The 13,403-nt window shown below is 27.0% G+C and carries 14 protein-coding genes; 9 read left to right on the top strand and 5 right to left on the bottom strand.

The window, feature by feature from the left end; translation table 11 throughout:
- The first annotated feature begins 53 nt into the window (after nucleotides 1–53).
- Both ASUIS_RS10150 and ASUIS_RS10145 read left to right on the top strand, forming a co-directional pair.
- A complete protein-coding gene (locus ASUIS_RS10150; protein WP_118887019.1) occupies nucleotides 54–758 on the top strand; it encodes an SDR family NAD(P)-dependent oxidoreductase in 705 nt (234 codons plus the stop codon).
- Nucleotides 759–760: 2 nt separating this feature from the next.
- Complete coding sequence (locus ASUIS_RS10145; protein ID WP_118887018.1) at nucleotides 761–2,008, top strand: dicarboxylate/amino acid:cation symporter; 1,248 nt, start codon at nucleotides 761–763, stop codon at nucleotides 2,006–2,008.
- Nucleotides 2,009–2,032: 24 nt separating this feature from the next.
- On the opposite strand, the gene ASUIS_RS10140 is transcribed toward ASUIS_RS10145, so the two are convergent.
- From ASUIS_RS10140 to ASUIS_RS10125, 4 genes are read right to left on the bottom strand one after another with little or no spacing between them, the layout of a single operon-like run.
- Nucleotides 2,033–2,926 (bottom strand): DMT family transporter, encoded by an 894-nt coding sequence (locus ASUIS_RS10140; protein ID WP_118887017.1) that lies wholly within the window; start codon nucleotides 2,924–2,926, stop codon nucleotides 2,033–2,035.
- A gap of 54 nt (nucleotides 2,927–2,980) precedes the next feature.
- A complete protein-coding gene (locus ASUIS_RS10135) occupies nucleotides 2,981–3,772 on the bottom strand; it encodes an AraC family transcriptional regulator (RefSeq protein WP_118887016.1) in 792 nt (263 codons plus the stop codon).
- Nucleotides 3,773–3,813: 41 nt separating this feature from the next.
- The gene (nhaA, locus tag ASUIS_RS10130) at nucleotides 3,814–5,097 is read right to left on the bottom strand and encodes a Na+/H+ antiporter NhaA (RefSeq protein WP_118887015.1); all 1,284 of its coding nucleotides are present in this window, start codon (nucleotides 5,095–5,097) and stop codon (nucleotides 3,814–3,816) included.
- Nucleotides 5,094–5,474: a Fur family transcriptional regulator gene (locus ASUIS_RS10125; protein WP_118887014.1), complete on the bottom strand. Its 381-nt coding sequence runs from the start codon at nucleotides 5,472–5,474 to the stop codon at nucleotides 5,094–5,096. The genes nhaA and ASUIS_RS10125 overlap by 4 nt, the downstream gene beginning before the upstream one ends.
- A 119-nt stretch (nucleotides 5,475–5,593) precedes the next feature.
- On the opposite strand from ASUIS_RS10125, the gene ASUIS_RS10120 reads away from it, so the two are divergent.
- Both ASUIS_RS10120 and ASUIS_RS10115 read left to right on the top strand, forming a co-directional pair.
- Nucleotides 5,594–6,505: a metal ABC transporter solute-binding protein, Zn/Mn family gene (locus ASUIS_RS10120; RefSeq protein WP_192894485.1), complete on the top strand. Its 912-nt coding sequence runs from the start codon at nucleotides 5,594–5,596 to the stop codon at nucleotides 6,503–6,505.
- 53 nt (nucleotides 6,506–6,558) lie between these two features.
- Entirely contained in the window at nucleotides 6,559–7,950 is a 1,392-nt protein-coding gene (locus ASUIS_RS10115) for a nickel/cobalt transporter (protein WP_192894484.1), read from the top strand.
- A 7-nt stretch (nucleotides 7,951–7,957) separates the two neighbouring features.
- Here ASUIS_RS10115 and ASUIS_RS10110 read toward each other — a convergent pair whose 3' ends face one another.
- Nucleotides 7,958–8,512 (bottom strand): GNAT family N-acetyltransferase, encoded by a 555-nt coding sequence (locus ASUIS_RS10110; protein ID WP_118887011.1) that lies wholly within the window; start codon nucleotides 8,510–8,512, stop codon nucleotides 7,958–7,960.
- A gap of 100 nt (nucleotides 8,513–8,612) precedes the next feature.
- Here ASUIS_RS10110 and ASUIS_RS10105 point away from each other — a divergent pair, with 100 nt between their 5' ends.
- From ASUIS_RS10105 to ASUIS_RS10085, 5 genes are all read left to right on the top strand, one after another.
- Entirely contained in the window at nucleotides 8,613–9,278 is a 666-nt protein-coding gene (locus tag ASUIS_RS10105; protein WP_118887010.1) for a response regulator transcription factor, read from the top strand.
- An 86-nt stretch (nucleotides 9,279–9,364) separates the two neighbouring features.
- Nucleotides 9,365–10,759: a c-type cytochrome gene (locus ASUIS_RS10100; RefSeq protein ID WP_118887009.1), complete on the top strand. Its 1,395-nt coding sequence runs from the start codon at nucleotides 9,365–9,367 to the stop codon at nucleotides 10,757–10,759.
- A complete protein-coding gene (locus ASUIS_RS10095; protein WP_118887008.1) occupies nucleotides 10,756–12,081 on the top strand; it encodes a c-type cytochrome in 1,326 nt (441 codons plus the stop codon). The genes ASUIS_RS10100 and ASUIS_RS10095 overlap by 4 nt, the downstream gene beginning before the upstream one ends.
- Complete coding sequence (locus tag ASUIS_RS10090; protein ID WP_192894483.1) at nucleotides 12,078–12,554, top strand: TlpA family protein disulfide reductase; 477 nt, start codon at nucleotides 12,078–12,080, stop codon at nucleotides 12,552–12,554. Before ASUIS_RS10095 ends, ASUIS_RS10090 begins: the two co-directional genes overlap by 4 nt.
- On the top strand, nucleotides 12,533–13,399 hold the full coding sequence (locus ASUIS_RS10085) for a 4Fe-4S binding protein (protein WP_118887007.1): 867 nt from the start codon (nucleotides 12,533–12,535) through the stop codon (nucleotides 13,397–13,399). The genes ASUIS_RS10090 and ASUIS_RS10085 overlap by 22 nt, the downstream gene beginning before the upstream one ends.
- The last annotated feature ends 4 nt before the right edge of the window (nucleotides 13,400–13,403 follow it).

The following is a 13,403-nucleotide window of genomic DNA, read 5'->3' as shown; positions in this document are numbered from 1 at the left end:
TGATTGAAATCAAGGAGTTTATATAATAAACTATTAAAAGATGGAGAAAAATAATGTCAAAAAGAGTATTAATAACAGGTGGGAATAAAGGCATAGGAATAGCAGTTTCAAGAGCTATGTTAGAATTTGGATATGAAGTTATAATTGTTGCACGAGATTTTGATACTTGTCCTTTAGTTGGGGTTGCAAATGTAACAGCAATTGAATATGATTTATCAGATGTCGATGGTTTAAAAGATTTAGCAAAAGAGGTTGGTAATATTGATATTTTAATTAATAATGCTGGTTATATGCAACCAAAATATACTTATAACAACTATCCAAAAGAGGCTAAAGAGCATATTATGAATGTAGATTTATATACGCCAGTTGAGTTAATGAATATTTTTTGTGAACATATGAAAAAACAAAAATATGGAAGAATCGTAAATACAGCTTCAATTGCAGGACAAATAGGTCATCCAGATGTTTGGTATGGAATAGCAAAAGCAGGGCTTATAAATGCTACAAAAATTTATGGAAAAATGTTAGGGGCTTACGGAATCACTGTAAATTGTGTTGCTCCAAGTCCAACTGAAACTGATATGCAAAAAGACAATTCAGAAGAAAGAAAAGCAGAATTCAAAAAAACAGTGGCAACTGGAAGATTTGCAACACCTGAAGAAGTTGCAAAAGCAATAGTATGGTTAGCAACAGATTGCCCAGAGTATATAAATGGGATTTGTTTAGATATAAATAATTGTTCATATCCAAGATAATAATGAAAAGAGTAGTAAAAAAGCTTTGGTTTCAAGTAATACTTGGAATGATATTGGGAGTTTGTTTTGGATTATTACTTTCTCCTTCAGCTTTTGCTTTAGTTGATAGTGCAACAGCTTTTAAAATTGCACCTTGGATAGCACTTATTGGAAATATTTTTTTAGCTTTGATAAAAATGATTGTAATTCCTTTGGTTTTGAGTTCAATTATTTTGGGAATTACAAGTGCAAAAAGTGTTGAAGCATTAAGAAAAATGGGTTTAATTATTGTTCCATATTATATTTCTTCAACACTATTTGCTGTTACTTTGGGAATTATAATTACAAATTTTATAAATCCTGGTTCTTATGTTTCCAAAGATATTATAAACCAAATAACTGTTGCGAATATACAAGTTGAAAAAGAAACTCAAAATATTTCTATTCCTGATTTAATAGTTGATTTGATTCCTGTAAGTATTGCAAAAGCTGAACTTTCGGGAAATATTTTAGCTTTTGTAATTTTGGCTATTTTTGCGGGAGTTGCTTTATTAAACTTAAAAGATGAAGAATCAAAACCTTTGATAGATTTAGCGAAATCCTTACAAGCCTTTTCTATGAAAATCGTAGAATGGGCGATGAAATTAGCTCCTTATGCTGTATTTGGATTGATTTGTAGTATTACGATAAAGATTGGATTTGATGCTATTTCTTCTATGTTTATGTATGTATTTACTGTTCTTTTTGGACTTTTTTTAGTTTTATGTTTTTATTTAAGTATTGTATATTTAGTTTCAAAAATGAAACCAATGGAATTTTTAGAAAAAATCAAAGAAGTACAACTTATGGCATTTTCAACATCTTCTTCAGCTGCTGTTATGCCTTTATCTATAAAAACAGCAGAAGAAAAACTAAATATTCCACCTTCTATTTCAAAATTTGTTATACCGTTGGGATCTACAATAAATATGGATGGAACTGCAATTTATCAAGCTTGTGCAGCAATTTTTTTGGCTCAAGTTTTTGCAATAGAGTTAAGTTTTTTTGAACTATTTATTTTGGCTATTACAACTGTTGGAGCATCAATTGGAACACCAAGCACTCCAGGAGTTGGTATTGTAGTTCTTGCTACGATTTTACAAAGTATAGGAGTTCCAATAGAAGGAATTGCTTTAATATTAGGTGTTGATAGAATACTTGATATGTGTAGAACTACTGTAAATGTAACGGGAGATTTAACTGCAAATTTGGTTATGAAAAGATTAGTATAGTTTTCGAAATAGTAGAGATTTCTACTATTTCGAATTTCTGAATATTTTAATATTATTTAGAATTTTAACTGCAATTAAAGTCATAATAGTTCCAATTATAATAGAAATATTCACCTCTTCTTTTAGAAAAATTATACTCAAGCTTATTGCAAAAAAAGGTACTAAAAATATAAAAGAACTAACTTCATTTGTTCCTAATTTTTCAATTCCAATAAAATAAATCGATGTTGCGAAGGTTGTTGAAACAACAGCCACACATAAAACATTTGCCCAAAAAATCCAATCAAAACTTGCATAAGGCATTTTTGTGGGTTCTACAAAAAAGATTAAAAGTAAAATAGTCATAAAAACATACATATAAAATGAAAAAACTAAAGGAGAAGTTTTTGTTGATTTTGAACTAATTATTGTGAATATCGGCCATAAAACTGAGGCAAATAAAAAATATGAATTATGTTTTGTAAATATTTGCTCAAATGAAAAAGACCAAATATTTAAAATAGTTAAAACTCCAACAACTCCTAAAATTAGAGCAAAAATATCTTTTTTAAGCATTTCTTTTCCAAAAAGTAATGCCATTAAAATAAAAGTATTTATTGGAATCATTGTTGTAACCAGTGCTCCTCCAAGACTTGCTGTTCCAAATTTCACCCCTAAAAAATAGAATTTCAAATAAGCAATCATCACAATAGCTGCAATAAATGCCAAAATAAGACTTTTTATATTTGTGTAAAAAAACTTTCTAGTGATTACTAAAATAGGTGCAAGGGTGATAATTGTAAAGAAGTTTCGCAAAAACATCATTTGATATTCATCGATATAAGCGCTTAATACTTTAGCATTTACCCAAGATGCTCCCCATCCAGCCATTGCTAAAACCATCATAAAATAAAATATATTTTTGTTTGTTTGTGTCATTTAAAATCTTTTTGTACTTTTTATGAGGGAATTGTATAAAAAATAGCTAATTATTTATAGAACAATATTGCTATTTTTTTGAAGTAAAGTAGGGGTGTATCCAAAGTATTTTTTGAAATTTCGGCTAAAGTGTGACTGGTCGTTAAATCCAACTAACAGACTTGCTTCACTAATCGTTTTTCCATTTTTGATCAAATTATTTGCACGATTTAATCGCTCATTTATTATAAATAAGTGTGGAGTTAATCCCATTTCTTTTTTGAAAACTCTTAAAAAATGGTATTTACTAAGATTACAATTATTTGCTAATTTATCAAGACTGATATTTTCATCAATACAATCATTTATCAGTTCTAATGATTTTTTTAGAACGATTTTATTATCAAACATTTTGTCATAAGTTTTAGTGTGGGAAGTGAAGTTTATTATTAAATATGATAAAGCATCAATTAAATTTGATTCAATGATAATATCATCATCTTTTCTAAAAAATGATTCAAAGAAGTTATGAAACTTTAAAAATATAAATTTGTCATTTATAATATAGTTTTCAAAATATGGAACTTTTTTTTCAAAAAATATTTGTTCATATAAATCACATAAAAGTTCCAATGTTGGGTAAAAATTTGAATGAGTCCAATCTTGTGAAACTCCACTATGAACTTCATTTGGATTGTTTACACGAATTGAATATTTATAAAAATCAAAACTTCTATTTGAGTTATAGGTTTTTATTACTCCATTATATGTGATTCCAATTGTATAAGTATCATGATAATGTTTTGAGAAGTTTTCACTTAAATCTTTAATATTTTCAAAAAGAGTATTTTTTAGTAATTTTGTCATGGGAAATTATATCAAATAAGTAGTTTGAGAAAAAAGCAGTTTTATGCTTTTTTCTTCATCATTAAAATAAAAATTACTCCAATAATTGCAGCAATAAATGATGCTGCAAAAATTCCAAGTTTAACTGCTGCAATAATTCCCTCATCATTAAAAGCTAAGTGAGTGATAAATATTGACATTGTAAATCCAATTCCACCTAAAAATCCAACGGCAAGAACTTCAAACCAAGATATATTTTCTGGTTTTTTGATTATTTTTAGTTTTGTTAAAAGGTAAGTAAATCCAAAAATACCAATTGGTTTTCCTAAAATCAGACCAAAAACAACCCCTAAAACTATCATTAAGTTTGCTGAAACAGTTGAAAAATCTATTAAAACACCTGCATTTGAAAAAGCAAATAAAGGCATAATAAAAAATGCAGATATTCCATGAAGATTGTGTTCAAGTCTTACCAGTGGATTTTGTACCTTGTCATAACCATGGGCAATACTCTCAAGTGCGTCTATTTGATGGTGATTTAAAATAGGGATTTCATCAATATTTTTCTCAAAATCATCAATAGATTCTTTTGTTTTTTGAATAAATTTTTGTTCATCAATTTTAGAACTAATAGGAATTGAGAAAGCTAATAAAACTCCAGCGATTGTGGCATGAATTCCAATTTCATGGATAAACACCCATAAAAAAACTCCTAAAATCAAATAAGGCAATATTTTTTTTACACCACTATAATTTAAAAACCAAATTAAAGCATAAGTAATTCCAGCATGTAAAAAATATTCAACTTTGATTTCACTTGTATAAACAGTAGCAACTACTAAAACAGCTCCTAAGTCATCAACAACTGCTAAAGCCATTAAAAACAGTTTTAATGCTGGATTTACTTTTGTTCCTAAAAGCATCAAAATTCCCAAAGCAAATGCAATATCAGTTGCCATTGGAATACCAAAACCTATAAAATTGTTTGGATTAAATGCCACATAAATAAGTGCTGGAATAATCATTCCTCCAAGAGCTGCAACTATTGGAAAAGAAGCTTTTGAAACTGATGAAAGTTCCCCAATTACCATTTCTCTTTTTATTTCAAGTCCAACCATTAAGAAAAATAAAGCCATAAGACCATCATTAATCCAATAGGTTAAAGTCATAGAAATAGTTTTATCTCCTAACGTAACACCCAATGGCATATGCCATAAATTATAATATTCTGCTCCCAAAGATGAGTTAGCAGTAACAACTGCAGCAATAGTTGCAATAAATAAGATGATACCGCTTAACGCTTCTTTTGATATAAAATCTTTAATTATAATGAATTTTTTTATCATATATTCTCCTTATTTAAACAAGTTTTACAAATACCTTTGATTATGATATTTTCAATTTTATATTCAGGCAAATGAAAATTTAACTTTTCATGAATACACTCGATTTTTGAACAACTTGAACAAATGAAGTGTGAATGTTGAGTTTTTTTGATTTCAAAGTATCTTTTTTTATCATTTGACTCAAAAGAACTAATAATATTTTCTTCTTCAAAAATCGTGATATTTCTATAAAAAGTAGCTTTATCCATAGAAATTAAATCTTTCATATCTTCGTATGATAAAGGTTTATTTGAATTAATCATGATTTCTAGAATTGATTTTCTAGCTGTTGTTAGCTTGATATTTGTAATGTCTGTTAAGTTATTTATTTTATCCATAGTACTTATTATAGCAATTTATATTTAAAATCAGTTTTACAACTAAGTTGCATTAAAGAATAAATTAATTAGAATTCTCAAATCGCAACTAAGTTGCAGAAATAAAATAGGAGTTAATTTTGAAAAAAATATTGTTTATATGTATTGCATTTTTTACACTTTTAAATGCTTCAAAACCTGAAATAACAGTTAATATTTTACCGCAGAAATATTTTGTAGAAAAAATAGTAAAAGATAAATTTGAAATAAATGTTATGGTAAAACCAGGAAGTTCACCTCATAATTATGAGCCAAAACCATCGCAAATGAAATCTTTAGTTAATTCAAAAGTTTATTTTCTTGTTGGAGATCCTTTTGAACAAGCTTGGATGGAAAAATTTAAACAAAATGCAAAAAATACTTTATTTGTAGATACTACAAAAGGAATTGAAAAAATAGAAATGGAAGAATATGACCATCATGATGAAGATACTGTAGATGCGAAACATGAGGAACATGACCATGAAAAACATGCAAGTGAAAAACATCATGACCATGACCATTCAGGTTTAGATCCACATGTTTGGTTAGATCCTGTTTTAGTTAAAACTCAAGCAAAAAATATTTATGAAGCTATGGTTGAAATTGATTCACAAAATAGTGATTTTTATAAAACAAACTATGAAGAGTTTATAAAAGAGTTAGATGCTTTAGATGAAAATATTAAAACAATATTAAAACCATATCAAGATAAAGCGTTTATGGTGTTTCATCCATCTTGGGGATATTTTGCTAAAAGATATGATTTAGAACAAATTTCAATTGAAATTGAAGGAAAAGAACCAAAACCAAATGAGCTAATTGAGTTAATTGCAGAAGCAAAAAAACATGATATAAAAATTGTTTTTGTAGCTCCACAATTTTCACAAAAAAGTGCTAAAACAATCTCGAAAAATATCAATGCAAATGTTGTAGAAATTGATCCTTTGTCTGATAATTGGAAAGAAAGTATGTTAAATACAGCTAATCAAATAGCAAATAGCTATAAATGATAAGATATTTTTTAATATTTATTCTTTTAAAGAGTATCCTTTTTGGATGCTCTTTGTGTTCTATTTATACACCAAGAACTCATGTCTCAACCCAAATAAAAGCTGATAAAGAATATATAAAAACTTTAAAAGTAAATTGGGTATTTGCAAATGAATTTACAAAAGAGTTATTGCAAATTTATGATAAAAACTTAGATTCATCTTTTGATGAAAAAGAGTTAGTTCTTATTCAAACTGCTTTAATTGATTATTTAAAACCTAAAAATTTTATAACTTCTATCTCTTATGATAAACAAATAAATGAAGAATCAAATGCTTTTGAAATAAAAGATTACAAAATGAGTTACAAAAACTCAACTTTGAGTTTTGAATATAATATTGATTTAAACTATAAAATTTATGATAAAAATATTTTATATATAAAAATAATAGATGATGAAAATTATTTTGATATTGTATTTGAAGATAAAAAACAATTAATGTATATTCCTTATAAAATCTCAAAAACTTCAAATATGAATGATGTTAGTTTTTTAATAGATGCACCAACTTTGCTTTCAAATGAAGATAACTTTAATGAAGAAAAAACTTCTTTAGATGTAAAAAAAGTTGAAAAAAAAATAGAAAATAAAGAAGAAAAGATTGTCGAAAATTCACAAACTATTTTAGAAAAATTTACCAATAATATAAAAAAATATTTAATAGATATTCAAAAAGGTGATAATGTTGCTTTAGCTTTTTTACTTATGGCATCTTTTATTTATGGAGTTATTCATGCTTTTGGACCGGGACATGGAAAAGCTTTGGCATTTTCATATTTTAGCGCTCAAAAAAGCTCATATTTTGAAGCATTTATTATCTCTTTAGTTACAGCTTTTATTCATATTCTTGGAGCTTTGTTTATAGTATTATTTTCAGTTTTTATTTTACAAAGTGTGATGAATAGATTTATGGAAGATTCTATTTCGTATATCACAAGTTTTTCAGCCGTAATTATTATGTTTTTAGCTTTATATATTTTGTATAGAAAATTAAGTAAAAAATCTTGTTCTTGTAATGTTAAACTACAAACTACTACTTTTAGTACAATTCCAACTAATATAAATTTTGTAAAAACAACTTTAAATAAACCTATAATAAGTAAAAAAAGAAGTAAAAAACAAGATTTAATTTTTGTTTTAACAGCTGGAATTATTCCTTGTCCTGGAACTGTTTTACTTTTTGTTTATGCTTTTTTCTTAAAAACTTATTTTGCTGTATTTCTTGCAAGTATTAGTATTAGTTTAGGTATGGCTTTTGTTCTTTTTGTTTCTTCATTTTTAGGAGTTTCTTTAAATAAAACAACTCAAAAATCAGCAAAACTAATAAATATTTTAGAAATAGTTTCACCAATTTTTATGTTTATTTTGGGATTATTACTTCTTTTAAATGCTAATAAAGTTTAATTTTTTATCAAACCATTTTTATCATGTGATGATAACTGTGGTTTGATACTTCTAAAATCCTGTTTTTCTTAAATCCTATTTTTTCATATAAAGCTAATGCTTTTGGATTTTCTAAATCCACCAAAAGAGAAACTTTATCAAATTCTAATTCTTTGGCTTTTTTTTCAATAAAAGTAAAAAGTTCTTTTGCTATTCCTTTTCCTTGGAAATTCTCATTAACACTAACTGTATCTATATAAAACTCATCTTCAAAACACTCTTTATCAAAAGAATCTAAGAAAATATTTTTAGATTTTAAATGTTCTAAAATTGGAGTATCTAGTTTTTCTACATCATTTGAATTATAAGCAAGAATTAATCCTACTGTTTGATTTTCTTTTTCATAAATCCAGATATTTTTATAACTTAATCTATTTGTATCCATAGTTATATATTTATCCAAAGTTTCTAAGATTTCTGATTTCTCATTTTCTCCTGTTAGAGTATTTGCAATATGATGAATTGCATCTAAAATCAGAGTTGAAATATTTGTTATATTATTTTTTTGTGCTTGTTTTATCATTTTGATTCTTTAATTAAATTTAGGAATTATATCTTGTTTAACTAACAGATAATTAATAGATTTTCTCTAAAATACTTTAATTGTAAAATTGGAGAAAACATTGAAAGCAGTAAAAATTATAGTTTTAGAAAGTAGTGACAGTTCAATTTCTCAAATTATTGAAATCTTAAGGAATAATGGTTTTTATGTTGATATATGTTCTAATAATAACGAATTTCTAGAGTGCATTTATAATAATTTATATGATTTGTATTTAATAAATATCAATGAAAAATCACTTCCAAGGTTTCAACTAATACAGTTATTAAATGAATATAAAGATGTTACTATGAAAATGGTAATTGCTTCAATTCCAAATATTATCAAACCCTCTTTTTTATCTGGCTGTGATGAATGTGTAATTAGAAATATTGATGAACAAGAGATACTTTTAAGAATAAAAGCTCTTATACGAAGACAATATAAAGTTTATACAGACTCTATAATTCTAAAAGAAAATACAAAATATGAAATTTTTAATAAAAAAGTATTAAAAAATAAAGATGAAATAATCCTAGGGGATAAAGCTTTATTAATATTAGATTATTTATTAAAATTTAGGGGATATTATGTCTCAACTGAGAATTTAGAAAAAGGAGCATATCCTGCAAATAGTAACTCTAAAATGGGAGTAATACGTTTTCATATACATAAAATTAGACAACTCCTCGGTAACGATATTATAAGCTCAAGTAGAGTAAATGGCTACAAAATAAATGTCAAATAAGACTCTTATACAAACGCACAATTAACATTAGTAGCATTAAAATAGCTTCTGCATAAAGCAAAATAAATACATAGGGAGGATAGGGTATGTTTGATTACCCCATATTTGAAATGCCTTTTATAGGGCAAAGAATGTTAATGGCAATTAATGCAATTATTCATGTCTTTGTGTCTCATGGAGGTGCTGTTGGAGGATCTGTTGTACTTGCTGCAATGGCTTGGTGGGCAAATAAAAAGAACGATATGGCTGCGTATAACTTAACGTTTAAAGTTGTTATGGTTTTCTTTATTATTTCTACTTCAGTTGGAGCATTAACAGGTGTTGGTATGTGGATACATGCGAATATTTTAAGTCCAAATGCAATTGGTGGATTAATTAGAGTGTTTTTCTGGAAATGGTTTATAGAGTGGATTGTATTTAACTTTGAAGTTGTACTTTTACTTTTACTATTTATGAGTTGGAAGAAAAATCAAACAAGTGTTGAAGGAAGAGCAAAAACTGTAAGAATCGGTGTTTATTATGCCATTTCTTCTTGGTTAACAATGGCTATTATTACGGCTATTTTAGCATTTATGCTTACTCCAAATTTTGATGGACAACCTTGGGTTGCCCCTGAAGTTTATCCTGGGAACGTAAACTACAACAACGCTTTATTTAATCCAACTTGGTGGCCTTCTCTTGCATTTAGAACATTTACATCTATTGCATTTGCAGCAGCTCTTGCAATTATGTGGACTTGGATAATTGCAACTTTTTCAAAAAATGAAGAAGATAAAGAAGCAAAAGCTAGACTTGTTAAGTTTTTAGCAGGAATCATGATGATAACTGTTCCTTTAAGTGCAGTTTTTGGTTATTGGTATTACACAGAAATCCCAGCAGCTGCGCTTGCTATGATTCCAACAGCTGTAATGACAAGAGCTTTTGAAGATAGATTTGATTTAATGTATCTACTGGCTATTGGAGTTGGTGGCTCAATAGTTGTAACAACTATTATTGCCTATTTTTCACCAAAAAGAATGCCTTATTTAGCAGCTAGTTTAATGGTTGCAGGATTTTTAATTCTTTGGGGATATGAAGAAAGAGTAAGAGAGTTTATACGAAAACCATTCTTAATTTATAACTATATGTATTCAAATGGAATTAGAACAACAGATGTTCCATATTTAAATAAAGTGGGAATCTTAAAACATGCAGTTTTCTTAGATGAAAATAAAAAAGTAGTAAATGAAGATAAATCAAATATTTTAGAAGTTGGAAAATCTATTTATCAAATTGAGTGTAGAATCTGTCACACTGAAAATGGTATCAATGGACTAAAAGGTTTAACAACAGGTTGGTCGCATGATGCAATTAGAAATAGATTAAATAATCTTCCAGGTGGTGGAACTCCATATATGCCTCCATTTGTTGGAACTGATGCTGAAAAAGATGCCCTTGCAGCTTATCTTAAATCTTTAAATACTAAAGGAGTTATAAAATGAATTGGAAATTACCATTTGATATTCCATTAATTACACCAACTTTAGGATTACCTTTAGAGTTTTTTAGTATTTTAGGAATTATAGTTTTTGTTGTTCATATCTGTTTTATTTATATGTTAATTGGAGCTTCAACTGCTTCTGTTATTTATAATATTATGGGAGTATTTAAAAAAGATTCAAATTATGACAAGTTTGCCTATAGAATGACAAACTACACAACAGTTTCAGAAAATATGGGTGCTTTATGGGGAGTTGCTCCATTACTTGTGATTTCTGTACTTTTTACTGGATTTTTTTATACAGCAATTTTAAAAGTTAGTCCACATATTTTACATATTATTTATGGAAATATAATTGCGTTCTTACTTTCTTATGCTTATAAATTTTCTTGGCATGCTTTAGAAAATCATAAAGGTTTTCATATAACAATTGGAATATCTGCGGTATTAGCATTTTTTACATTGCCATTTGTATTTATGTCAATGACAAATTTATATATGCAACCAGAATTATTTGCAAGTATAAATAATATTTGGGACATTATGTTTACTCCTGTTACTGGGTTTAGACTTTTAAATTTCTTTTTAACAGCATTTATGGCAACAGGTGTTGTTATGATATTTATTGGAGCTAGATGGGTAAAAAGAGGTGATACTGAAATAGGAAAAATTGCAATTAGCCAAGGTAAAAAATGGTTTTTACTTGCAACTCCTCTAAATATTGTTGTGTTACCTTTATTGCCATTTGTGTTTACTGCAAGAATAAGTGAAGCATTGATGCATACAGGATTTATTTATTTACCATTTATTTCTTCAATATTATTGATTATTGCATTTTTATTTGTATTAAGTAAATTCAAAGATGAGGTTGTAACTCCTCAATCAGCTTTTAGAGTTATAGCGCTTGTCTTGTTATCAATTTTTTTAATGGCGACAACAAGAGAAGGTGTTAGAGTTGTATCATTTGCAGAACCACTTGCTCTTCAAGCAGAAGCTACATCTGAATTTATGAATGCTTCTATTGCTGAATATAAAAAACATAAAGAAGAGTTAGCAAATAAACCAGCACTTGATTTAAATGACCCCGTTACTTTAGCTGAATCGAAAGGTTGTTTATCTTGTCACAGTATTGATGTAAAACTTGTAGGTCCTTCATATAAAGAGGTTGCTTTAAAAGGCAGTGATGAAGCTACTTTAATAAAAAGTATTATGAATGGAAGTGAGAATAAATATGATGTTATTCCAATGCCAGCACAAGATGTATCACCAGATGAAGCTAAAAAATTAGTTTCTTGGATTTTACAAATGAAAGAGGTTAAATGATAAAAGTTTTTAGACTTTTATTTTTAATTCTATTTTTAAAAGGAGTGGCAAATGCTGCTCCTTTTTTAATTGAGAATTTAGATAAAAATAAAATAAATGTTGTTGCTTTTGTAACTTCTTGGTGTCCTGTATGTCAAAAAACAAATGATTATTTACTCTCTTTGGCTCAAAAGAATAATGGAGTTTTTATTACATTACTTTTTGTTGATGAAGAAATTCCTTCAACAATCTCTAAAAATAGCAATCTAGAGTTAATTTCAATTACTCAAAACAGTGCAAAAGAGTTTGGAGTAAATCAAAGTGTTCCTTATATTTTGGTTTTTGATAAAGAGTTAAAAGTTGTAAAAAAATATAACTCTTTTAATAAGGACTTACTTAGTAATTTAATTACCAATTTGAGAAATGGTTTATATGAAAATGGTACATTACCACCTGAACAAAGGATAGATTTATGGCAAAAAAACAGGTTTTAGCACCAACTTTACTTATAACATTTTTTTTATATGTTTTATTTCCTTGGATGAGTTTTAATAATATTCATTTATTGATGTTTAATTTTGAGTTTCATAGATTTGAGTTTTTATTTATGGCTTTTGAAGCTTCTACTCATCAACTTATTTATATTGTAATTACTTTGTTTATTGGATTATTATTAGGATTGAATTTTACTATTTCAAGGTTTTTTTGTGGATATTTCTGTCCTTCATCCCTTGCAACTTTTATTACTTCACAACTCAAAAATCCTTTTATTCTTTTTTTTGCAATTTTATTTTTTGCTTTTATTTTAGCATTTTCAACTATTTCATATTTTACTTCAGCAATTGATTTATTTTTAAATTTTATGAAATTTGATATGTCTTCGATTTTTGTTGGAATTTTAACTACTTTATTTACAAGTATTTTTTTAGTTTTTAGGGGTTGGTATTGTTCAATTTTATGCCCTTATTTTTTTATAAGTGCTATTTTGCCTCAAGAAGAGAAACAAACTTTTGAGTTCTTTGATAAAAATAGTTGTATAGACTGTGATAAATGTGTAAAAGTTTGCCCAATTGATGAACTTGATATAAAAGCTGGTTTTGATATAAGATGCGTTCAATGTGGACTTTGTGAAAGTGCTTGTGAGAGTGTAATGCTAAAGTTTAATAAAACATCACTAATAACAAAAAAATTTAAAGATAGAAATATTTTTAGAAGTTTTTCAAAAAATGGATATATTTTAGGAGTTTTTATTTTAGTAGTAATGATTTTAACGATAGTTTATCTTTTAAATGGAGCATTTCTGGATAATTGCTATTTTACAAATAAAAGTTTATATTGATAAA

This window comes from Arcobacter suis CECT 7833 (assembly GCF_003544815.1).
Classification (GTDB): domain Bacteria; phylum Campylobacterota; class Campylobacteria; order Campylobacterales; family Arcobacteraceae; genus Aliarcobacter; species Aliarcobacter suis.
Note: the sequence above shows the minus strand (reverse complement) of the source record. Positions and strands in the feature narration are given on the sequence as shown.

Coding starts and splice junctions, on each gene's coding strand:
- ASUIS_RS10125 (WP_118887014.1), bottom strand. CDS start 5,474: ATGGATAAAATAAATAACTTAACAGACATTACAAATATCAAGCTAACA.
- nhaA (WP_118887015.1), bottom strand. CDS start 5,097: ATGATAAAAAAATTCATTATAATTAAAGATTTTATATCAAAAGAAGCG.
- ASUIS_RS10085 (WP_118887007.1), top strand. CDS start 12,533: ATGGCAAAAAAACAGGTTTTAGCACCAACTTTACTTATAACATTTTTT.
- ASUIS_RS10150 (WP_118887019.1), top strand. CDS start 54: ATGTCAAAAAGAGTATTAATAACAGGTGGGAATAAAGGCATAGGAATA.
- ASUIS_RS10145 (WP_118887018.1), top strand. CDS start 761: ATGAAAAGAGTAGTAAAAAAGCTTTGGTTTCAAGTAATACTTGGAATG.
- ASUIS_RS10110 (WP_118887011.1), bottom strand. CDS start 8,512: ATGATAAAACAAGCACAAAAAAATAATATAACAAATATTTCAACTCTG.
- ASUIS_RS10140 (WP_118887017.1), bottom strand. CDS start 2,926: ATGACACAAACAAACAAAAATATATTTTATTTTATGATGGTTTTAGCA.
- ASUIS_RS10100 (WP_118887009.1), top strand. CDS start 9,365: ATGTTTGATTACCCCATATTTGAAATGCCTTTTATAGGGCAAAGAATG.
- ASUIS_RS10090 (WP_192894483.1), top strand. CDS start 12,078: ATGATAAAAGTTTTTAGACTTTTATTTTTAATTCTATTTTTAAAAGGA.
- ASUIS_RS10135 (WP_118887016.1), bottom strand. CDS start 3,772: ATGACAAAATTACTAAAAAATACTCTTTTTGAAAATATTAAAGATTTA.
- ASUIS_RS10095 (WP_118887008.1), top strand. CDS start 10,756: ATGAATTGGAAATTACCATTTGATATTCCATTAATTACACCAACTTTA.